The sequence below is a fragment of the Sphingomonas quercus genome (assembly GCF_018863195.1).
Taxonomy (GTDB): domain Bacteria; phylum Pseudomonadota; class Alphaproteobacteria; order Sphingomonadales; family Sphingomonadaceae; genus Solisphingomonas; species Solisphingomonas quercus.
This window is the reverse complement of the sequence record NZ_JAHKRT010000002.1, coordinates 524626-546303: the sequence shown is the minus strand read 5'-3', so window position 1 is coordinate 546303 and position 21678 is coordinate 524626. Positions and strand designations below refer to the sequence as shown.

17 protein-coding genes are annotated in these 21678 nt (G+C 69.3%); 7 read left to right on the top strand and 10 right to left on the bottom strand.

All coding sequences use genetic code 11. The annotated features are described in order from the left end of the window. Position 1: 1 nt before the first annotated feature. The 4 genes from KOF26_RS05745 to KOF26_RS05730 are packed head-to-tail and all read right to left on the bottom strand — an operon-like array spanning position 2 to position 4519. Positions 2-1327: an acetylxylan esterase gene (locus tag KOF26_RS05745; RefSeq protein WP_216321457.1), complete on the bottom strand. Its 1326-nt coding sequence runs from the start codon at positions 1325-1327 to the stop codon at positions 2-4. A 2-nt stretch (positions 1328-1329) separates the two neighbouring features. Beyond that, complete coding sequence (locus tag KOF26_RS05740) at positions 1330-2163, bottom strand: Nif3-like dinuclear metal center hexameric protein (protein WP_216321455.1); 834 nt, start codon at positions 2161-2163, stop codon at positions 1330-1332. Next, entirely contained in the window at positions 2163-3089 is a 927-nt protein-coding gene (locus tag KOF26_RS05735; RefSeq protein WP_216321453.1) for a Nif3-like dinuclear metal center hexameric protein, read from the bottom strand. Before KOF26_RS05735 ends, KOF26_RS05740 begins: the two co-directional genes overlap by 1 nt. Continuing rightward, positions 3086-4519, bottom strand: a complete 1434-nt coding sequence (locus tag KOF26_RS05730) for an alpha/beta hydrolase family protein (RefSeq protein WP_216321451.1) — start codon at positions 4517-4519, stop codon at positions 3086-3088. The genes KOF26_RS05735 and KOF26_RS05730 overlap by 4 nt, the downstream gene beginning before the upstream one ends. Positions 4520-4713: 194 nt before the next feature. Here KOF26_RS05730 and KOF26_RS05725 point away from each other — a divergent pair, with 194 nt between their 5' ends. Together KOF26_RS05725 and KOF26_RS05720 are read left to right on the top strand one after the other, a co-directional pair. Continuing rightward, entirely contained in the window at positions 4714-5022 is a 309-nt protein-coding gene (locus KOF26_RS05725) for a hypothetical protein (protein ID WP_216321449.1), read from the top strand. Positions 5023-5218: 196 nt separating this feature from the next. After that, positions 5219-6277 (top strand): hypothetical protein, encoded by a 1059-nt coding sequence (locus tag KOF26_RS05720; protein ID WP_216321447.1) that lies wholly within the window; start codon positions 5219-5221, stop codon positions 6275-6277. Between the two features lie 45 nt (positions 6278-6322). On the opposite strand, the gene KOF26_RS05715 is transcribed toward KOF26_RS05720, so the two are convergent. After that, positions 6323-8173: a pyrroloquinoline quinone-dependent dehydrogenase gene (locus tag KOF26_RS05715; protein WP_216321445.1), complete on the bottom strand. Its 1851-nt coding sequence runs from the start codon at positions 8171-8173 to the stop codon at positions 6323-6325. Positions 8174-8258: 85 nt separating this feature from the next. After that, positions 8259-10538: a TonB-dependent receptor gene (locus KOF26_RS05710; RefSeq protein ID WP_216321443.1), complete on the bottom strand. Its 2280-nt coding sequence runs from the start codon at positions 10536-10538 to the stop codon at positions 8259-8261. A gap of 157 nt (positions 10539-10695) precedes the next feature. Here KOF26_RS05710 and KOF26_RS05705 point away from each other — a divergent pair, with 157 nt between their 5' ends. The 3 genes from KOF26_RS05705 (at position 10696) to KOF26_RS05695 (ending at position 13097) form a co-directional block, all read left to right on the top strand. After that, complete coding sequence (locus tag KOF26_RS05705) at positions 10696-10893, top strand: hypothetical protein (protein WP_216321441.1); 198 nt, start codon at positions 10696-10698, stop codon at positions 10891-10893. 447 nt (positions 10894-11340) lie between these two features. Further along, positions 11341-12201 carry an SMP-30/gluconolactonase/LRE family protein gene (locus KOF26_RS05700; RefSeq protein WP_216321439.1) on the top strand — a complete coding sequence of 287 codons (861 nt, stop codon included), beginning with the start codon at positions 11341-11343 and terminating at the stop codon, positions 12199-12201. After that, positions 12198-13097: a 2-dehydro-3-deoxygalactonokinase gene (locus KOF26_RS05695; RefSeq protein WP_216321437.1), complete on the top strand. Its 900-nt coding sequence runs from the start codon at positions 12198-12200 to the stop codon at positions 13095-13097. The genes KOF26_RS05700 and KOF26_RS05695 overlap by 4 nt, the downstream gene beginning before the upstream one ends. Here KOF26_RS05695 and KOF26_RS05690 read toward each other — a convergent pair. Then, a complete protein-coding gene (locus KOF26_RS05690) occupies positions 13075-14223 on the bottom strand; it encodes an aldose epimerase family protein (RefSeq protein WP_253201116.1) in 1149 nt (382 codons plus the stop codon). The genes KOF26_RS05695 and KOF26_RS05690 overlap by 23 nt on opposite strands. On the opposite strand from KOF26_RS05690, the gene lldD reads away from it, so the two are divergent. Then, positions 14222-15355, top strand: coding sequence for an FMN-dependent L-lactate dehydrogenase LldD (gene lldD, locus KOF26_RS05685; RefSeq protein WP_216321436.1), 1134 nt, complete (start codon positions 14222-14224; stop codon positions 15353-15355). The two genes, KOF26_RS05690 and lldD, sit on opposite strands and share 2 nt — an antisense overlap. On the opposite strand, the gene KOF26_RS05680 is transcribed toward lldD, so the two are convergent. Continuing rightward, on the bottom strand, positions 15342-16490 hold the full coding sequence (locus KOF26_RS05680) for an aminotransferase (RefSeq protein WP_216321433.1): 1149 nt from the start codon (positions 16488-16490) through the stop codon (positions 15342-15344). The genes lldD and KOF26_RS05680 overlap by 14 nt on opposite strands. 269 nt (positions 16491-16759) lie before the next feature. On the opposite strand from KOF26_RS05680, the gene KOF26_RS05675 reads away from it, so the two are divergent. Next, positions 16760-18919, top strand: coding sequence for a putative bifunctional diguanylate cyclase/phosphodiesterase (locus tag KOF26_RS05675; RefSeq protein ID WP_216321430.1), 2160 nt, complete (start codon positions 16760-16762; stop codon positions 18917-18919). On the opposite strand, the gene KOF26_RS05670 is transcribed toward KOF26_RS05675, so the two are convergent. Together KOF26_RS05670 and KOF26_RS05665 are read right to left on the bottom strand one after the other, a co-directional pair. Beyond that, positions 18916-20106: an MFS transporter gene (locus tag KOF26_RS05670; RefSeq protein ID WP_216321427.1), complete on the bottom strand. Its 1191-nt coding sequence runs from the start codon at positions 20104-20106 to the stop codon at positions 18916-18918. The two genes, KOF26_RS05675 and KOF26_RS05670, sit on opposite strands and share 4 nt — an antisense overlap. Before the next feature lie 88 nt (positions 20107-20194). Next, positions 20195-21415 (bottom strand): flavin monoamine oxidase family protein, encoded by a 1221-nt coding sequence (locus KOF26_RS05665; RefSeq protein ID WP_216321424.1) that lies wholly within the window; start codon positions 21413-21415, stop codon positions 20195-20197. Positions 21416-21678: the final 263 nt, after the last annotated feature.

Sequence of the window (21678 nt, the reverse complement as noted above, 5' to 3'; positions counted from 1 at the left end):
CTCATGGCTGTGGCTCCGTCCAGTCCCGTCGGGGGACGAAGCGACCGGTGCGCCTGATCTCGTCCAGCACCTCGCGCGAGCGGCGGTAATAATCGCCTTCCTTCTGCGGCGTGATGTGGTTGTGATCGCTCTCGATCATCGCCACCGGCTCCTTGGCGCCGGGAATCTGGGCGAGCGCGGTGAAGATGCCGACCGGGGGCGACACTTCGTCGAGAAAACCGACGCCGGCCAGCACCGGCGCGCGAATCCTCGACGCGAAATTAACCGGGTCGAAATAGAGCGCGGCGCGGGCGATCGCCGGATTGCTGACGTCCCAGTTGGGATAGCCCGCCTTCGCCCCGTGCAGATCCCCGTTGGTAAGCGCCCCCGACGGCACGTTGACGAGCACGGCCGTCACGCGATCGGGGTTGAGCCCGGCGGTGACGAGGCTCTGCTGCCCGCCCATGCTGGTGCCCATCAGCACGATCGTCCGCCCGTCCCAGTCGGGCCGGCTGCGGATATAATCGAGCGCGCGCGTGTCGCGCAGGTACATGTTCAGGAAGTAGGAGGTCTCGCGGCTCTCCGCGCCGACCTGGGCGTAATTGCGCGGGGCGGTCGCCTCGGTCGGCGCCATGTCGTGCGAATCGACGTTGAAGGTCAGCCAGCCTTCGGCGGCGCGCGCCGTCGCCGTTTCCGGCACCAGCGGATAGACGCCGGCATATTGGAAGATCACCAGCGCCGGATATTTGCCCGCTTTGGTCGGTGCCGCGAGATAGCCGCGGACATGGCCGCCGACGCTGTCGAGCGTCACCGTCGACAGCGCCACTCCCGGCTCGGCGGTGACGGCGGGCTCCAGCACCGGGTTGATCGGGATGCGGCCGAGTTCGGCCAGCTTGCCCGCCCAGAACGCATCGAAATCGACCGGTCGCGCAGCGCCGGGTTTGAGCGAGAGCGGCGCGACGGCGGCGGCGACGGTCAGCCGGTCCCGCTCCTGCGCGGTGAGCTGCGACGTATCGATCGGCTCGCCGCCCTCCAGCGGAGTCAGGCGCACCGACAGCATTCCCGGGTGATCAAGCCGGCTCCGGATGGTGCCGACGCCGCTCTTCAGGTCGATGGTGCCGGTGTCGAGCACGGCCATGTTGTTCTCGCGGATCACATAGCGGAAGCGCTGCGGACCAAGGCCGAGCGGCGCGCGCAACGTCCAGCCGACCGTTTCGCCGGCGGCATAGACCCCGCTCCTGTGAAACGGCTCGAAGGTGACGGCGGGATTGTAGCTGACGGGCGGCGTCTGTGCCGACGCCGCGACGGCGAGCGTCACGGCAAGCACCGCTGCAACAGCGCGGCTCATGCTCAGCGCGACCATGGCTTCGGCGTCCAATAAGGTTCGGGCTGGGCGAGGAACTCCACCGGCACTTCCGGCACCAGCGTTGTCAGCCACTCGGCGCATGCCCTCATCCCGCCCTCCACCGACTTCGCGTGCCCGAGAAGGATCAGCCCCTTCTTCAGTCCGGTCGCGATCATGTCCTGCGCATATTCGACTGCTTCCCATTCGCGCGTATAGCCGCACAGCACGACATCGACCTCGCTGTTGAACAGCCTGATCGTCGGCAGTTGCGCGGCGTTGCCCCAGCTTGCCGCGACACGGGAGACGGCGAGCTGCGGGTCACCGACCACGCGCAGCGTTCGATCGTCCAGCCGACCGGCAAGCTCGCGGGCAAGACCGAGCAGCGTCGTCGGCGGCAGCACGAAGCGATCGGCCTCGCAGCCGGGGGCGCGCCGGTCTTCCCAGCCGAGCGTGCGGGCCATGCCGAGCGAGATGACGTCCGGCACGCGATCGCGGAGATGCTCGCGCAGATGCAGTACCACCATGTCTTTGGCGCGCAGGAAATCCCGCTTCGCGGCAAAGCCTGGATAGCGGGTCATCCGCTCCAGATCGTCCGTCTCGGACCAGAAGGGGCCATCATAGGCAACGACCAGATTGCGCCCGGCCGCGGCCGCGGCGCGCAGTCCGTCCAGCGAGGCGATGGCCATCGTCGCCACGCCGGTGACGAATGTCGTCGGATCGCCGGCGACGATCCGGTCGATCGTCCGCGGCCGCGCCGCCACGCCGCCGTCGGCGAGGATGCGGTCGACAATCTCGAGCGCGGTCGGCGGACCGGCGGCGCGGATCGGCGATTGAGGCATCAGGCAAGCCTCGTGTCGATCTCGAACACCGGCCGGTCGATGTTCCAATAAGGTTCGACGATCGGCAGGTATCGCACCGGAACTTCAGGAACGAAGCCTTTCAGCCACTCGGCGCACGCCTTCATCCCCCATTGCTCCGAAAGCACATGGCCGAGCACGATCAGCGCCTTTTTGCGGCCGGAGGCGACCGCGTCCTGCGCATAGGCGATGAGGTCCCAATCCTGGGTCTCGCCGATCACCAGCACCTGCGCCTCGCTCTCGAGGAAGTCGATCCCGGGAATGGCCGAGCAGAAGCCCCAGCTCTCATAAACCGTCGACACCACCAGCGCGGGGTCGCCGACGATCCGCAACGTGCGTGTGCCCATCCGTTGCTGGAATGCCTGGGCAAGCGCCAGCAGGGTGGTTGGCGGGATGGTGAACATGCGCTGGTTATCGGCATGTCGATAGCGCGACCAGCCCATGAGCTGCATCGTGCCGAGATTGATCCCGTCGACCGGCTTCAGCGCATGCCAGTGATCGTGAAGATGATAGGCGACCATGTCATGCGCGGCGAGAAAGTCGCGCTTGCGGCGATAGAGCGGATCGTCCTCAAGATCGGTCAACCTGTCCTGGTGCGACCAGTAGGTGGATTCGTGGGTGATGACGAGGTTCAGCCCGTGGCGCCGCGCCGCCTTCAGCGCGTCGAAGGTCGCCATCATCGTCGTGGCGATGCCGGTGACCACTGTCTCCGCCGAGCCGGACTTGTAGCCGTCGACGCCGCCCTCCCGCCACGGCCCGCCGACATGCTGCTTCATCCGCTCCACCACCGCGCCCGCGGTGAGCCGCGGCGCGGCAAGCGCGACCCGGCCGCTGGCGACGAACCCGGCCGTTGCCCCGCCCGCCAATACGCCCCGGCGCGAGACGCCATGGTCCTCGTGCCGCGTCATCTGTCGAAATACCTCGCCGCGAACGCAATAAAGGACGGCCAGTTCGGCGCCGGCGTATGGCCCCATTCATGCTGGCGGAAGGCGATGTCGCCATCGTCCACCAGCGTCTTCATCGGCGGGAACGTGTCGGTGCCGAGGCCCTTGCGGCCGAGCAGCGCCCAGGCCGGGCTGGCGGCCGCGGCGGCCATGAACATCCCCCGCGCATCCTGCCAGGCGTCACCGGGCATGAAGCGGGGGTCGGTGAGCAGCGCGCCGCCGCCGATGAACACCGGGCGCGGCGCCAGCAGGGCGATGAATTCATGGCTGTCGACCGGCAGCTCGTCGCGCGTGTGGCCGACCACGGCATATTTGAGGAAATTTCCTGCAAACCAGTGGAATTCGTTGGCTGCGGCGAGATTGGCGACCGTCTCGCCATAATTGCGGCGGTAAAGCGTCGCGCCCCCCGCGCCAGAACTGCTGATGAAGCCGATGGCGATACGGGGATCGTCAGCCATCGCGACCAGTGCCGCCTTGCCCCCGCGAGAATGGCCGAACACGCCGATCTTCTTCGGATCGACATGGCCGTCGGTCACCAGATAATCGACCGCCCGGGCCTGCGCCCATGCCCAGGCCCGCAGCACGCCCCAATCGTTCAGCGCGCGCGGCCTGCCCTTGTTGACGAGGCCGATGATTCCCTTGTCGAGCCCGGCGCCATTGTCCGCCTGAACGTCGCTGGTGTTGATCCAGACGAAGCCCCAGCCTTTCTCGAGCAGGAGCTTCGCGCTGTCCGGCGGATCCGCCGGCGCAGCGAGTTCGCGCACGATCTGGCCGGGGGCCGGCGCGGGCCGCACGAAATTCGGCCGCGGCCGCACCGATCCGCCGCCGATGATCACCGGCACGCGACGCGCCTGCGCCGCCGCCGGGGTGACCACGTCGAGCTCGATGTCGACGGCGATCGCCGGATAGGCCGAATTGTCGACATGGCCGACGACATGCCGGACCACGGCGTCCGTTCCCGCGACCGTCCGGCGCTCGGTGCCGACGACGCGCCAGCTAACCGCCGGGATATGGGCGGGGTAGCGGCCATAGACCTGATCGTCGAACAGCGCCTTGATCTCGGCGCGCCGCCGGGGCCAGCTCGCGCGCGTCACGCTGGTCCCATCGGCCATGACGAGCAGCGGCGGCAGCTTCGGATAGGGATTGGCGCGCGCCTCGTCATAATTGGCGTTGCACGGCTTGTCGGGCTCATAGGCGCCGACCGGCGGCTGCATGGCGGCGATGCCCAGCAGCCGCATCTCGCGCGTACGCTCGGCGGCGGACGCGGCTGCAAGCGGATTGGCCGGCTGAGCGGCGGGACAGGCCTCGACGCTGGTGCCGGGCGACTGCCCCTGCGCGCTGCCGACGATGATGCCCGCCGCGAGGGCCACGCTCCACCCCAGAGCCGTCCGCATCGGCATCCTCTCCACGCCCCGCCGTCCGCGGCTGATCATATATGATATGAAGCTGCTCGCCCCGCCTCGCGATGTCAAGCGCCCGATCGGCGATGGCGTAGACAAGCCCGGCCGTTTCGTCGTACCCGACCGGCCGCCCCGATCCTTGGCGTGCATGGCCGCCGGCGTTTTTTCGGAGAGACAGGAGTGATCAGGTGAACAGCAGGATAGCGTTGCTCGGCGCCGCGGCCATTCTGGCCATGTCGCTGGCCATGGCCGGGTCGGCCCAGCCCGCAGCTTCGACCGCGCCGGCGCCGGACGACGCGCCAGCCAAGGCGCTGATGACGGAGACCTGCACCCATTGCCACGATCTCGACGTGATCACCTCCCAGCCGCGCAAGCATGCGGAATGGCCGGGGATCCTCGATCGGATGAAGGCCAATGGCGCGATCATCCCGGACGAGGATTACAAGGTGCTGCTCGACTATCTCGGCCGTGCCTATTCGACCGACAAGCCCCAGTAGAATTCGGCTGCAATCGTTTCCCCGGCTGCGGCGATACCGTCGCTCGCCGGGCGTGCAGCCCTCTCGGAAGACGGCACATGAAAACGAATGCATTGGTGCTTGCCACGTCGCTGGTCATGCGGCCATCCTGTCCATTGCGCGCGAGAGAGTAGACCGCCGGGACGGCCGGCGACCGCGACGCCGAGGACGGCAGAGGATGCACGAGGTAGAGGATCGAAGCGGAGCGATCCGCGAACTGGCGGGCACGCGCCGCGGGGTGTTGCAGGCGATCGGCGCCGGCCTCGCCCTCGGCGCGGCGCCCGCGCTGGCGCAACCCGTGCCCAGCCCGGATCGTGACGCGCCGGATGCGCCGGCGGTGCGCATCAGCAATGGCATCGCCAGCGCGGTGCTGCTCATGCCCGACGCCGCGCGCGGCTATTATCGCGCCACTCGTTTCGACTGGTCCGGCGCGATCGCCGATCTGCAGGTCGGCGGCCATTCCTATTTCGGGCGCTGGTTCGCCAAATATGATCCCAGGACGCACGACGCCATCATGGGCCCGGTGCAGGAGTATGTGACCGGCCAGGGCTTCGACGCGGCCGCGGTCGGCGGTCCGTTCGTCAAGATCGGCGTCGGCGTGCTGCGCAAGCCGGCCGAGCCGATCCGCGGCTTCCCGACGCTGGAAATCATCGACGGCGGCAAATGGGCGACGCGCGTGCGGCCGAACGCCATCGACTTCACCCACGAGGTGTCGGACCCGGTCTCGGGCTATGGCTATCGCTATTCGAAGACGGTGGCGCTGACCCCCGGCAAGCCGCAGCTGACGCTCACCCAGCGCATCGAGGCGACCGGCGCCCATCCGATCGATACCGAGATGTACGATCATAATTTCTTCGTGCTGGACGGCCAGCCGAGCGGACCCGATATCGAGGTACGCTTCCCGTTCACGCTCGAGCCGTTCAACGTGCGCGGCGATGCCGTGGCGGTGACCGAGAACCGGCTCAACTATCTGCGGCCGATCGACACGCCGGTGCGCATGCAGCTCAAGGGCTTCGGCCCGTCGGCCTCGGATTACGACATCCGCGTCGAGAACCGGAAGACGCGGGCCGGCGTGCGCGTCACCGCCGATCGCCCGCTGTCGGACCTCGTCTTCTGGACATCGCCGCGAACGACCTGTCCGGAGGCCTATATCCATGTCCATGCCGAACGCGGCCGGCCGATGGAATGGAAGATCGTCTATGATTTCTACGAGCTGCCGGCCCGGCGGCAGGGTTGACGCCCGCCGGGCGAAGCGGGCGGGCCGGCGACCGGCCCGCCCCCCTTATTTGGGCAGCTTGAAGGCAATGAGGCTCGCGCCCTTTGGCCCCTTGATGTTGCGGCCGCCGCTGGCGGCGATGACGACATATTGCTCCCCGCCGGCGACGTAGGTGGCCGGGCTGGCATTGCCGGCGAACGGCAGATCGGCCTCCCACAATAGCTTGCCGGTGGCGGTGTCAAAGGCGCGCATTTTCTGATCGTAGATGGTCGCGCCGATGAACAGCAGGCCGCTGGCGGTGACCAGCGGTCCGCCATAGCTCTCGGTGCCGGTGTCCTTCATCCCCTTCGCGGCAAGCTCGGGATAATAGCCGAACGGAATCTTCCACTTGTACTGGCCGGTGTTCATGTCGATGGCGCTGAGCGTGCCCCAGGGCGGCAGCGTCGCCGGATAGCCATCGGCATCGCGGAATTTATTGTAGCCGGAGAAATTCATCTTCGAGCGCCCGGCGCCCGGCCGGTTCTGATCGATGATCGAGGTGTACCAGGCGATATCCTCGCTGTTGGCATAGAGGATGCCTTTCGGGTCGGCGGCCATGCCGCCCCATTCCACGCCGCCGCTGAAGCCCGGAATGACGATCGTGTCCTTGTCCTTGGCGATCGGCGTGAACACGCCGCCATATTTCATCGTCGCCAGCTTCTCACGCGCGGCAGCATTGGCCTCCGGCGTGCGGTTGGTGAGCAGTTCGGGACCGATCTTCTGGAGACCGAGCGGCGCCGGCAGCACCGGAATGGGCTGGGTCTTTGAGGCGACCTCGCCTTCCACATCGGACGGCGGGAATGGCGTTTCCTTGACATCGAACAGCGGCTTTCCGCTGCGCCGGTCGAAGATATAGATGAAGCCGGCCTTGTTGGTGACGGCGACCGCCTCGATCCGGCGGCCGTTGCGGCGCACCGTCATCAGGATCGGCTGGGCGGCGAAATCCGCGTCCCACATGTCGTGATGCACGGTCTGGAAATGCCATAGGCGCTTGCCGGTGGTGGCGTCGATGGCGACGAGGCTGTTGCCGAACAGATTGTCGCCGAGCCGCTCGCCACCCCAGAAATCGTCTGCAGGCGAGCCGAGGGCGGCGAAGACGATGCCGTGCTTCTGATCGACGATCGTGCCCTGCCAGGCATTGACGCCGCCGGCGGTCTTCCACGCATCTTGGGGCCAGGTTTCGTAACCGACCTCGCCCGGGTGGGGGATGGCGTGGAAGCTCCACAGCAGCTTGCCGGTGCGTACGTCCCAGCCGCGGATGTCGCCGGGTGCGGACGGCGACACTTCCGGCACGCCGCCGGCGGTGATGAAAACGTCCTTGTACAGGCTCGGCGGCGTGCCGATGCTGACCATGTTCTTCTGCGGATCGTCGCCGCGCAGCTGGAGACGAAGATTGACCTTGCCGCCATCGCCGAACGAGGAGACGAGCTGCCCGTCATCGGCATTGAGCGCATAGACGAAGCCGCCCGCCGGCACGAGCAGGCGGCGATCATTGCCGGATCGCCAGAAGGTGAGGCCGCGCCCACGCCCGCCGCCGACGCCCGGATAGGAGACGCTCCACCGCGTCTTGCCGGTGGCGGCGTCGATGGCCATTGCCGCGCCGTTGGTGGTGGTGGTGTAGAGGATGCCGTCGACCACGATCGGCTGCACCTCCAGCGCGCCGGCCGGCATGTCGACTCGCCACGCCTGGGTCAGGCCGGCCACGTTGGACCTGGTGATCTTCTTGAGCGTCGAATAGCGTGTGCCGCCTTGATCGCCGCCATAACTGTCATAATTGGCGCCCGAGCCGCCGCGCGCACCCGCCGCGCCGGACATGGCGACCCCGGCAACGAGGAGAAGCGCCAGCGGCAGGCGCCGGCGACGGGGCGGTACAGGCATCTTGATCTCCTCGAACTCCGCTCGGGCGGGTTATGCTATCGATTGCATAACCTTATGCCGGCGGGGGGAGATTGATCAAGCCAAGTTAGAAATGCGCGCGCAGGCCCGCCTTCCAGCGACGCGGCGAACCGGGGCCGAGACTGCGCGGATCTTCGGCGTGCGGCGCTTCCGACAGATAGACCTCACCGGTCTCGCTGAACGTGCCGAAGCTGGCATAGCGGCGATCGAGCAGATTGGTGACTTCGCCGAACAGCGCGATCGGCCCCGCCACCCGCACGCTGCCGCGCAGGTTGATCACCGCGAACGCGCGCGTGCGCGGCTGTAGATTGGCCTCGTCGCCGAACAGATACTGGCCCGACTGGGCCTGCACGTCGCCGCCGAGCGTGACCCGCCCGGTCTCATAGTCGGCGGACAGGGTGGCGCGGTGACGCGGCACGCCCGGCATGCGGTTGCCGGGCACCACCGCGATGCGGCCATCCCCGTCGGCCTCGGGATTGTCCGGGCTGTGGAGGATCAGCGGGCTACGGAAGGTCGCGTCGGTGAACGCATAGCCCGCGCGCAGCGTCAGCCCGCCGCGCGTCGCCGAGACTCCGAGGTCCGCGCCCTGCCGGCGCGTCTCGCCGACATTCTGGAAATAGGCCCGGCCGCGCACATCGGCGGCGACGAACTGGATATCGTCATGATTGGAGGCGCGCCATGCGGACAGTTGCCAGCGCAGCGCCCAGCCATGGGCCTGGATCTCGCCGGAGCCAGCAGCCGACCACGTCCTGGCGACGACCTGCTTCAATGGCGGATCACCGACGAAGAAGTTGGTCAGGCTGCACGGGTCGTCCGGCCCTGCACAGGAGAGTTCGGCCGGGGTCGGCGCGCGGTTCGTCTCGGCATAGCCCGCCCGCACGGTCAGCGCAGGCGAGACGCGATAGGCGAGCGCCGCGCCGGGATTGAGCCGCGTGAAGCGATGCCGTCCGTCGAGCGCCGTGCCGATGCGGTCGTCGAGCAGCACGCGCGCGATGTTGAAGCGCAGGCCGAGATCGAGCGACAGGCGCTCACCCAGCGGCAGCGTGTCGGCGGCGAACAGCCCGGTATAGCGGGTGCGCGCGGTGAGGCTGACCGGCGCGATTGACCCGTCCGGCTGGTCGATGACCGGGCCGAGGCCCGCGACGCCGCGCTCTTCGGTCAGCACGCCGAGTTCCGTCTCGGATCGGAAATGGGTGCGGCTGCGATCATGGCTGACGCCGAGGCGGAGCAGATTATCGCCCCCCAGCAACGGGCGACGGTCGACGAGCTGGACCAGCGCGCCGCCGGCCGTGGTGCGCGTGCGCGAGCGGTTGAACACGCCATAAGCGCCGTCGTCGCCGAGCAGGTCGACAATCGGCGCCCCGCTGCGGTCGCGGAGCATGCTGTCGTCGTCATCGTCGGCGGATTCGAGGCAGAGCAGGCCGGCCGCGTCGTCGTCATCGCAGGCCTCGATATCGGCGTTGTCGCCGTTGGCGGTGCGCTGGCGCAACTGCTGGAGATAGGCGCTGGCCTCGATCCGGGTCCGCTCGGACAGCGCAACCCAGGGATGCACGCTGACCCGGCCGAAGCGGTTGCGGGTGTTGTCCGGCCAGGTGAACACGGCGCGCCGGTTGGCGGCGAGCAACTCCACCGGCGCCGAGCCGTTGCCGGTCAGGTCGCTGTCGGCGCCGACCAGCTTGACGTGCGCCCCGGCGCCCGGCCCGTCATAGCCGAGATCGGCATAGCCATTGTAGAGCCGCGACGGCGAGTGGCGCCGCCAGCCTCCATCATGGCTTTCCTGCACGGCAGCGTAGGCGCTCCACGCGCCTCGCGACCAGCCGGCCTCGGCGCCGCCTTCCGCCCAGCGATAGCTGCCGCCTGCACCCCATAAGGTGAGGCCCGGGGCGGTGCGCCCGGTCTTGGTGGCGACCACCATCGCGCCGCCCAGCGCATTGAGGCCGTAGACCGGGTTGGTGGCCTCGATGGTGATGCGGTCGATCGCCGCCTCGGGCAGCAGGTCGAAGTCGACGGTGTCGCCGAACGGCTGGTTGAAACGGCCGCCATCAAGATAGACGGCGAGGCCCTGGGCACTGCCCTGCAAGGGCGAGATGCTGTAGCCGTGATAGACGAGGTTCGGCTGGAACGGGTTGTTCTGCGCATCCGACAGCGACACCCCGGCGAGGTTGCGGGCGAGGCCACCGAGCAGGTCCGGGGTGCCGCCGAGCGCCAAGTCGACGCCGGTCACCGCCGGGGCCGGCGTCTCGCTGGCCAGTCCGGGGGCGGTGACGATGATCTGCTGCTCGGAACGCGCCGGCTGGGACGCCACGGGCAGGGCACATCCGAAGGCTATCCAAATCGGTACGCGCATCCCGCCCCTCTCAATCGCGACTGACTCGCGACTAGCAGGGCGGCGCGGACCGCGCCATCGGCACGCTTGCGCCATTCTGCGTAAAATGCAATCTGCGTGAAGAATCAATTCAGATGAACAGCCATTCTGATTCGAGATTGTCACGTGGGAGGGATGGATGCTGAAGATCGCGGTCCTCGCGTCCACCATGCTGGCGGCGCTGGTGGCGTGCGATAAGCCGGCGACGGGCAGCGCCAGCGAACCCGGCGCCGTCGAGGCGGCGGTCGACAACGCGATCGCCGCCGGCAACGAAGCGCGCAGGGCCGCGAATGCGACGGAGGAAGTCGGCGCCTTCAGCAATTCCGACGACCGATAGGCCGGGTTGAAATCTGTTCAGGGCGGCTGCGATGCCGGCGTCAGCGCCGGCCCGGCATGCCCCGGGGGCGGCAGCACAGGAGGGGATGGAAGCGGCAGTATAGCCGCGCTGCCGCCCTTGTCATTCTTCGGGTTGGCCATGCTACCCGGCCCCGATCGGCGCGTCGCCACGCGCCGGTGACGAGCCTCAGCCCGGGGCGGGGCGAGAAGCACGGGGCGATCCCTCCCGCTTGCCGACCCAGGGCGCACCGCCGCCGGTAAGTCGAGACCGCGGCACATGCCGTTCCACCAGCGGCCCGCCCCCTCCCCCTCCCGTGTCGCGTGGCGCATGCCAGTGAAAGCGGGGTCGGGATATCGGAACCTCGGTCGGCCCCCATTGGCCGCCACGAACCGTTGGTTCACTCGTCGCGACTATGCGGGCAACCAATCTGCGTCCATCGGAGTGGCCATGACGGATTATCGGATCATCGAGGCGGCGGGCCGGAGCATCCTGGGGGAAGGCCCGCTATGGTCGCCGTCCACCAACGCCCTATTCTGGGTGGATATCATGGCGCCTGCGCTGAGTCGGCTGTCGCTGGCGGACGGCGCGGTGGCGCGCTGGGCGATGCCCGAGCGCATCGGCTGGATCATCGAGCGCGCCGGTCGCGACGATTTCATGATCGGCCTGAAGAGCGGCTTCGCGACGCTGTCGCTCGATCCGTTCGCGATCACCGCGATCGGTGCCCCGGAGCCCGACAGGCCTCACAACCGGCTGAACGACGCCAAGGCCGACGCCGCCGGCCGTATCTGGGCCGGCAGCAAGGATGATCGCGACGCGGAGGCGTCCGGCGCACTCTATCGCCTAGACCCGGACCTTCGCTGGTCGCGCCATGACGACGGCTATCAGGTCGCCAACGGCCCGGCCTTCAGCCCGGATGGCCGCATCCTCTATCACACCGACAGCGGTGCGCGGACCATCTACGCCTTCGCCATGGGCGCCGACGGCAACCTCGCCGAGAAACGGGTTTTCCTCCGCTTTGCGGAGGATTGGGGCTATCCCGACGGCATGACGACGGATGCGGAGGGCGGTCTCTGGGTGGCGCACTGGGGCGGCGGACGGATCAGCCGCTTCGGGCCCGACGCCACGCTCGACCGCTCGATCGCGCTGCCGGCCACCAATATCACCAGCATCACCTTCGCCGGCGATGGGCTGGAGCGGATGTTCGTGACCTCGGCCGCGCTCGACACCGGTCGCGGCCCGGCCGACGGCGCGCTGTTCGAGCTGTCCCCCGGCGCGCGCGGCCTGCCGACCAACCGGTTCGCCGGATGAACGCGGCGATGATCGGTGTCGACTGGGGCACCAGCAACATGCGCGGCTGGGCGTTCGACGACGCCGGCGAGATCGTCGCCCAGGCCGCGCGGCCGAGCGGCATCAACGCGGTGACCGACGGCGATTTCGCCGCGGTGCTGCGCGAGATGGTCGGCGGCTGGACGGATGGCGGCACGCCGATCGTGATGGGCGGCATGATCGGCAGCCGGCAGGGCTGGCGCGAGGCACCCTATCTCCCCTGCCCCGTCCGGCCCGAGGCGCTGGCGGCGGCGGCGATGCCGATCGATACCGGCACCGGTCCCGGCTGGATCGTCCCCGGCGTCTCGCGCGTCGATGCGGAAGGGGTAGCGGACGTGATGCGCGGCGAGGAGGTGCAGCTGCTCGGCGCCGGGATCGCGGACGGACTGGTGCTGCTGCCCGGCACGCACGGCAAGTGGGTGCGGATTGAAGGCGGCGCGATCATCACCTTCCGCACCTTCATGACTGGCGAGCTGTTCGCGCTGCTCAAGGATCGGTCGCTGCTCGGCCGGCTGATGGCGCCCGGGCGTACCGACTGGGATGCGTTCGATCGGGGCGTGGATCGTGCCCTTCACGATCCGGCGCTCACCGCCCTGTTGTTCACCGTGCGCACCGAGGGGCTGTCCGGCCGCACCGCCCCGGAGGCGCTGGCCGATTATCTCTCGGGCCTGCTGATCGGGGCGGAGATCGCCGGCGGTGGCGGCACGCCCGGCGAGCGGATCAGCGTCATCGCCACCGGCAAGCTGGCGGAACGCTATGCCCGCGCCTTGCCACATGCCGGGTGGCCGGCGCCGGAGCTGATCGCCGGCGAGGCGGCATCGATCGCCGGCCTGCGGCGCGTCGGGCAGGCGATCCTCAAGACGGCCGGCCGGGGCTGACCCCGAACCGCAGCCGCGTCTCGGAACGCAGCGTTTCGCCGGGCCGGAGCAGGGTCGTCGGATAATCGGGCCGATTGGGGCTGTCTGGGAAATGCTGGGTCTCCAGCGCCAGCGCCTGCCGGCGGACGAGCGGCCCGCCGGCATCGTCCACCACGCTGCCGTCGAAGCCGTTGCCGGTATAGAGCTGCATGCCGGGCTCGCTGGTGAAAATCTCGAGCATGCGCCCGCTTGCCGGATCGCGGAGCGACGCGGCGGGCCCGTCGCCGCCGGTCAGCACGAAATTATGGTCGAAACCGTCGGCGACGCGGAGTTGCGGATGGTCGCCGGCAAGCGCCTCACCGACGCGGACCTCGCGACGCAGGTCGAACGGCGTGCCGGCGACGGCGAGCGGCGGCCCCGGCAGCGGGATCGCGGATTTGTCGATCGGCAGGACATGATCGGCGGCGATGGCCAGGCGGTGATCCTCGATGCTGCGCGCGCCGCGACCGGCGAGGTTGAAATAACCGTGGCTGGTCAGGCTGACATGGGTCGGCGCATCCGTCTCCGCCGCATAGCGGAGCGCGATCTCGCCGGGCGCGACAACCACGATGTCGGCAATGACGCGCAGCGTGCCGGGAAAGCCCTGATCGCCGGCCGGGCTGACATGGCTGAAGCGGACGCCGGCGGCCAGCACCTCGGTCCGCCAGACGGCGCGATCGAAGCCGGGCGCGCCGCCGTGGAGCTGGTTCGCGCCCTCATTGGCGACAAGCGGATAGCGCGTGCCGTCGATGGTGAAGGCGGCGCCGGCAATACGATTGGCGTAACGGCCGACGGTGCAGCCGAGATAGGGCCGCGCGCGCTCCATCGCCGGGGAGAGGTAGCCGGCGAGCGTATCGAAGCCGAGGAGGACATGATCGGACCGCCCGTCGCGATCGGGGGAACGGATCGCCACCAGCCGCGCGCCATAGTCGCTGGCCTCGACCTCAAGCCCATGCCCGTCACCGAAGCGGAACAGGCGCACCGCCTCGCCCGTCGGCAAATGTCCCCAATCGCGGCTTTCGACCATCATCGTCCCCATCACTCGAACAAGTCGCCCTTCCTCGAACCGGTAGACTGGCGCGCGGAAACATGGAAAGCCTCCGGCCATGATCATCTCATCGCCGGAGGATTTCCGCGAGGCGGCGCGGCGCCGTCTGCCGCCCTTCCTCTTCCACTATATGGACGGCGGCGCGGGCGCGGAGCTGACCCTCGAGCGCAACCGCACCGATCTTGCCGAGGTGGCGCTGCGTCAGCGGGTGCTCGCCAACGTCGCCGACATCCGGCTCGACACCGTATTGTTCGGCCGCAGCCACGCGCTGCCGGTGGCGCTGGCGCCGATCGGGCTTGGCGGCATGTATGCCCGGCGCGGCGAGGTGCAGGCGGCGCGCGCGGCGAAGGCGAAGGGGGTGTCCTTCTGCCTGTCTACCGTGTCGCTGTGCGGCTTCGACGAGGTGGCCGGCGGGGCCGGGGCGCCGCCCTGGCTCCAGCTCTACGTGATCCGCGACCGCGCTTTCATGGGCGACCTGCTCGATCGCGCGCGCGAGGCCGGGAGCGAGGCGTTGCTGTTCACCGTCGACATGCCGGTGCCCGGCGTCCGCTACCGCGACGCGCATGCCGGCATGTCCGGCCCTTATGCGCCGCTTCGCCGCATGATCCAGGCGCTGTGCCACCCGCGCTGGGCGTGGGATGTCGGCCTGCACGGCCGGCCGCACCGGCTCGGCAATCTCGCGCCCGTGCTGGGGCGGGCGAGCGGGATGAACGATTATATCGGCTGGCTCGCCGCCAATTTCGATCCGTCGATCGCGTGGAAGGATCTCGACTGGATCCGCGCCCGCTGGACGGGTCCGCTGATCATCAAGGGCATATTGGACCCGGCCGACGCGCGGGAGGCCGCCGCGATCGGCGCCGATGGCGTCGTCGTTTCCAATCATGGCGGGCGGCAGCTGGACGGGGTGCGCTCAACCGCCCGGGCGCTGCCGGCAGTGGCGGAGGCGGTCGGCGATCGGCTGACCGTGCTCGCCGATGGCGGCGTGCGTACCGGGCTCGACGTGGTGCGGATGCTGGCGCTCGGCGCCGACGGTGTGCTGCTTGGCCGCGCCTGGCTCTATGCGCTGGCCACCGCCGGCGAGGCCGGCGTCGCTCGCCTGCTCGACATGATCGCGAAAGAGATGCGCGTCGCCATGGCGCTGTCCGGCGTGACGCGGATCGGCCAGATCGGCCCGGCGATCATCGACTCCTGAGGCTGGCCAGCCGCGCAACGCCCTCCGCCAGCATCGCATCCTGCTTGGCGAAACAGAGGCGGATGATGCCGGTCTCCGGCGCCTCGTGGTAGAAGGCCGAGACCGGAATCGCCACCACGCCCGCCTCATGCACGGCGCGCATGCAGAAAGCGCGGTCGGCCTCCGCGAAACCGGAGGCGGCAAGGTCGGCGCACAGGAAATAGGTGCCCTCGCTCGGCAGCACCCGGAACCCGGCCCGCGTGAGCCCCTCCGCCAGCACGTCGCGCGAGCGCTGGTAGCCGAGCCGCGCCTCGCGGAAATGCGCCTCGTCCTTGGCGAGGCCATAGGCGACGCCGATCTGGAGTGCGGGTGGCGTCGTGAAGGTGAGGAACTGGTGCGCCCGCGCGATCGGCTGGAGCAGCGCCGGGTCGGCGATGACGAAACCGACCTTCCACCCCGTCATCGAGAAGATCTTGCCGGCCGAGCCGATCTTCACCGCCTGCGCCGCCATTCCGGGCTCGCCGATCAGCGGCCGATGCTCGCGCCCGTCGAACAGCACATGCTCCCACACCTCGTCGCATAGCGCGATGGTGCCGTGCCGGCGGCAGGCGGCGGCGAGCAACGCGATCTCGCCCGCATCGAAGGCCCGCGCGGCGGGATTGAGCGGATCGTTGAAGATCACCAGCTTCGGCCCGCCGGCAAAGGCCGCGTCGACCTCCGCTGCCGTCAGCCGCCAATGCGGCGGGCGCAGGCTGAGATAGCGGGGCACGCCGCCGGCGCGCAGCACGAGCGGGCGATAGGCGTCATACATCGGCTGGATCAGCAGCACCTCGTCGCCCTCGTCGACCAGCGCCAGGATGGCGGCGGCGAGGGCCTCCGTCGCGCCCGAGGTGACGAGGACATGCTCCGGGGTGATCGCCAGCCCCTGCAGCCGGTTATAATGCTCGGCCACGGCCTCGCGCAGTTCGGGCAGGCCGGCCATCGGCGGATATTGGTTGGAGCGCGTCATCAGCGCGTCCGCCGCCGCCCGGCGGACATCTTCCGGCCCGTCCCCGTCCGGAAACCCCTGGCCGAGATTGAGCGCGCCGTGCTGGCGGGCGAGGCCGGACATCTCCTCGAAGATCGTCGTGCCGAGGCCGGCAAAGAGGGGGTGCATCGTTCCTCCGGGGGCGTGTGTCCGCCTTCACTGCACCGCTCCGGGCCGGAGGGCCAGCCCGCCCGATGCACGCCGCTAGATCCGCTCAACTGGCGAGAGGCGGCTGCGCCCGGCCTTCCCGGAACCCCTCCGCGCTCTACTTTCGTGAAAAAAGCGGGCAGATTCGCCGTTTTTACGGCTATCGTGGAGCGTTTGACGCTTGGCCAGTCGTAAGGATGTTGTCAGGATAGCGTCGCAACAGCATCAAAGAGCCGGGGGGTAAGCAGGCCATGCGCTGCCCAAGTGCGATCGAGGACGAAGACGGCAGGCTGCGGACGCTGGCCGATTACGGCCTGTCGCCCGACAAGCCGTTGCCCAGCCTCGATCCGATCGTCGAGATCGCCGCCCGCCTGTTCGACGTGCCCGCCGCGGCGGTGAACATGATCGGCCGCGACGAGGTATTCTTCGCGGCGAGCACCGGTATCGGCGCGTGCGACATGCGCCGTGACGTGTCATTCTGTGCGCATGCCATCACCCAGGATGATGTGATGGTGGTGGAGGATGCGCTCGCCGATCCGCGCTTCCACGACAATCCGCTGGTCGCCGGCGCGCTGATCCGCTTCTACGCGGGCATCCCGCTGCGCGCGCCGAGCGGTCATGCGCTGGGCGCGCTGTGCATCGTCGACTCGCAGCCACGTTCCCACTTCACCGCCGAGGATCGCACCCGGCTGAAGGAGCTGGCACGGATGGCCGCCGACAAGCTGGAACTGCGCCGGCTGGAGGTGGCGGCGGACGCGCTGCCGTCTCGCCTCGCCGCCAGCGCGAGCAACTCGCCGGACGCGGTTTTCTGCTTCGATGGCGCCTGCCGCATCACCGTCTGGAACGACATGGCGGCCACCCTGTTCGGCCACGCCGCCGCGGACGCCTGCGCCGGCGGCATCGACATGCTCGTCGCGGCGATGGACCGCGAGAGGCTGAACTCGGCGGCGCGCAAGATGCTGGAGGGCGGCCATTCCGGACCGGAAACGCTCACCGGCGCGCGCAAGGACGGCTCGCTGTTCCTCGCCGAATTCACCTGGTTGCGGTGGAAAGAAGGCGGCGCGGTCAATTTCGGCGCGGTGGTGCGCGATGCCACCTATCAGCTCAATCATTCGGAGACTTTGTACCGCCTCGCCAATTATGACAGCCTGACCGGCCTGCCCAACCGCAACCTGCTGCACGCCCGCGCCGCGGCTGCCTTGCGGACGGAAGCGCCGGGCCTGATCATGATCGACCTGGACGGTTTCAAGGACGTCAACGACACGCTCGGCCACGCCGTCGGCGATGCCATCCTGCATGAGGTGGCGGCGCGGCTTGCCTCGGCGATCGGGCCGGAGGATGTCGCCGCGCGCATCGGCGGGGACGAATTCGCCATCCTGCTCGTCGGCCCAGACATGGCGGCGCGCGCCAGCGAACTCGCCGACACCGTCATCGCCGCGATCGCCTGCCCGATCCGCATCGACGGGCATGAGGTGCGCGTCGCCGGCAGTTGCGGCCTCGCCATCGCCCCGGACCATGGCGGCACCGTCGACGAGCTGCTGTCGAGCGCCGACCTCGCGCTGTTCCAGGCCAAGACCGACGGGCGCGGCCGCTCCTTCCTCTACGTGCCGGCGCTGCGGTCAGAGGCATTCGCGCGGCGCATGTACGATGCCGAACTGCATCGCGCCGTCGAGCGCGGCGAGTTCGTGCTGCATTACCAGCCGCAATGCCGGCTGGCCGACGGCGCGCTGACCGGCGCCGAGGCACTGATCCGCTGGCGCCATCCGGTGCGCGGCCTGTTGCAGCCGGCGGCTTTCCTCCCGGCGCTGGAAGGCGGCTCGCTCGCCGCGACGGTGGGGGCGTGGATTCTGGAGACAGCCTCCGCGCAGGTCGCCCAATGGCTGCCGGCGCAGCCCGACTTCCGGATGAGCGTCAACCTGTTCGCCGCCCAGTTCCGCACCGATCTGCCAGCCCAGATCGATCGACTGCTTGTCCGCCACGATCTGCCGCCCGGCGCACTGGAGGTGGAGATCACCGAGAATATCGTGCTCGACCGCGAGGATCTCGTGCTGCCCCAGCTGCGCGCGCTGCGCGCCCGCGGCGTGGCGCTCGCCTTCGACGATTTCGGCACCGGCTATGCCTCGCTCAACCTGCTGAAAAGCTATCCGATCAGCCACATCAAGATCGACAAGAGCTTCATCCAGGCGATGCAGGAATCCGAGCATGACCGGGCGATCGTGCTGTCGCTGATCACCCTAAGCCATCAACTCGACCTCTCCGTGATCGCCGAGGGCGTCGAGACGGAGGCGCAGCATCTGCTTCTGCGGGAGCAGGATTGCGAGGAAGGGCAGGGCTATCTGTTCGGCCGGCCGGTGCCGGCGGAGCTGTTTGCGGAGAAATTCGGCCTCGTGCGCGCCTCGCTTACCGCCTAGGGCGCGCAGCAGACCTCGGCGGCCCGGCGGTCGTCGAGCGCGGAGACGCCGAGCATCGCCAGCCCGGCCAGCGCCAGCAGGCACCCGACCCAGCCGGTCGACGTCCAGGCATAGCCGGCAGCGATCGCCAGGCCGCCCAGCCAGGGTCCGAGCGCATTGGCGATGTTGAAGGCGCTGTGGTGGAGGGCCGCGGCGAGCGTCTGCGCCTCACCCGCGACGTCCATCAGCCGGGTCTGCAGCACCGTGCCGAGCCCGCCGCCGCAGCCGATCAGGAAGATCGCCGCCGACAGCGTCCAGATATTGCCCGCCGCGAAGGGAAAGATCGCCAGCGACAGCGCGCTCCACAGCAGCATCCCGGCCGCCGTCGGCATCAGCGCCCGGTCCGCCGCCCACGCCGCGCCGAGATTGCCCGCCGTCAGCCCCAGCCCGAAAATGCCGAGCACCAGCGGCACCAGAGCCGGCGAGACATGGGTCACCTCCAGCATCGTCGAGGCGACATAGGTGTAGACGGCGAACAATCCGCCAAAGCCGATCGCGCCCGTGGCCAGCGTCAGCCACACCTGCCGCCGACCGAGCGCCTGCAATTCACGCAACGGGCTCGCGCCCTCGGCCACGCGATCATGCGGGGCGAAGCGCCAGACGAGCAACGCAGTGATCAGCGCGAGGACGGCGACGATGCCGAAGCCCCAGCGCCAGCCGAGCAGCTGCCCCAGTCCGTTGGCAGCCGGCACGCCGATGATCGTCGCCACCGTCAGCCCGGCCATCACCCGCGAGACCGCCTGCGCGCGCCGGTTGGCTGGCACCAGCCCCGCCGCGACCAGCGCCGCCACGCCGAAATAGGCGCCATGTGGCAATCCGCTCAGGAAACGGAAGGCGAGCATCCAGCCATAGGTCGGCGCCAGCGCGCTCAGGCCGTTGGCGAGGGCGAACATGATCATCAGCCCGATCAGCAGCGTCCGCCGCGGCACGCGCGCGCCGAGCACGGCGATCACCGGCGCGCCCGTCACCACGCCGAGGGCATAGGCGCTGATGACATGGCCGGCGGTCGGCGCGTCGATATTCAGCCCGGCGGAGAAATAGGGGAGCAGGCTCATCGCCGCGAACTCGGTGGTGCCGATCGCGAAGCCGCCCATTGCGAGCGCTATCATGACAAGGCCGGGGTGAACGGCGCGCGCGATCTGGGTCATCGGCCTGGTCCTTGCTGCGATGCGGGATGCGGTGGGCGCAGATAAGGGAGCCGGCGGGCGGTTCGCAATAGGTGCGGTGCGAGAAAGATCAGCGCGCGCCGCCTCCCGCAATCCACCGCGCGGCGGCGATGCCGCTCGCCCAGGCGCCGTGGACGGTGGAGAAATCCTGCGCCGAACAGGCCTCGCCGGCAAAGGCCAGCCGCTCGCTTGCCGGCCGCGCCAGCACGGCACGGGCAGCGGCATGGCCGGGCAGGGCGTGGCTGTACGAGCCGAAGATGCCGGGTTCCGCGGCCCAGCGCGTCACGGCGATCGGGGCAAGCCCGCGCGCGAAGCTGGCGCCGAGCAGGCTCCCCAGCTCCTCGATCGCAAAGGCGGCGGCGTCCTGCTCCTCCAGCGCGCGGGCATGCGCGCCGCCGAGGAAGCATTCGACGACAGGGCGGCCGAACGGGCGCAGATAATAGCTGCCGGTCGCCGCGTCGTCGAAACGGCCGAGCAGGTGCGATTCGGCCGGCACCGCCTCCGGCTCCGCGATCGACAGGAACAGCTTGTCGGCGAGGCCGAGCGGCAGCTGGGCGGCAGCGTGGAGGTGATCGTCGACCGCCGGGTCGAAGCGGATCGTGCCGCGCGCCAGTGCGCCGGTGGAGAGGGTGACGATCGCCGCCCCGGCGCGGATCGTGCCGCGAGCGGTGTCGACGCGGACGCCCCCCGCCTCCTCGGCGATGGCCTCGACCCGCGTGCCGAGCGCCACCGGCAACCCGTCCGCCAGCGAGACGATGAATGCGCCATAGCCGGACGGCAGGCGCCAGTTGGTTTCGCTCGCCGCTGTGTCATAGGCGGTGAAGTCGCGAGCGGAGAGCTGGTCCGTCTCGACGCCGTTGATGAAGCTGCTGAGCGCGTCGATGAACGGGCGCCACGGCTCGCCGGCAAGCGCATCGCCGGCCCGGTCCCCCGGGGGCGGATCGCTGGCGAGGCTCTCGACAAAGCGCTCATAGGCAGCCCACGCGGCATGCTGGTCGCCGGCCGGCGCGCCGATGTTGCGCAGCTGGCGCCCCCAGGCAGCCTCGCTGCGATCGACCTTCAGCCCTTTCGCCTCGGCAAGGGAGACGAGCGGATTACGCTCGGCGGAGTGCAGCCAGCCGCAACCGAGATCCAGCGGCAGGCCGGCGAGATCGACGGTGTGCGCCCGGCCGCCCAGGCGTGCCCCGGCCTCGACGATGAGCGCCGTCCGCCCCTGCCCCGACAGATGCCGCGCGGCGGCGATTCCGGCGGCCCCGCCTCCGATGATCGCGACGTCGACCCGTTCCGTCATGCCAATCCTCCCGTGATCCGCTTCATAGGGGAACCTCCCGTCATCGCGGAACGTATCGCGGGCGGCTTGCCTTCCCCGGCCGATCGTAAAAAGGCACGCCGTCGCCGTTGCCGTCCGGCCCGGCGCCCGCTCGGAACCATCCCGGCCAACGAACCTTGTTGGATCGGGGTGGACGGGCCAGAAGCGATCGAAACAATCACCGCGATGGCCCTGCTACGCACATAAAGAACGAAGAGACCTCATGACCGCCAGCAACACCGCCG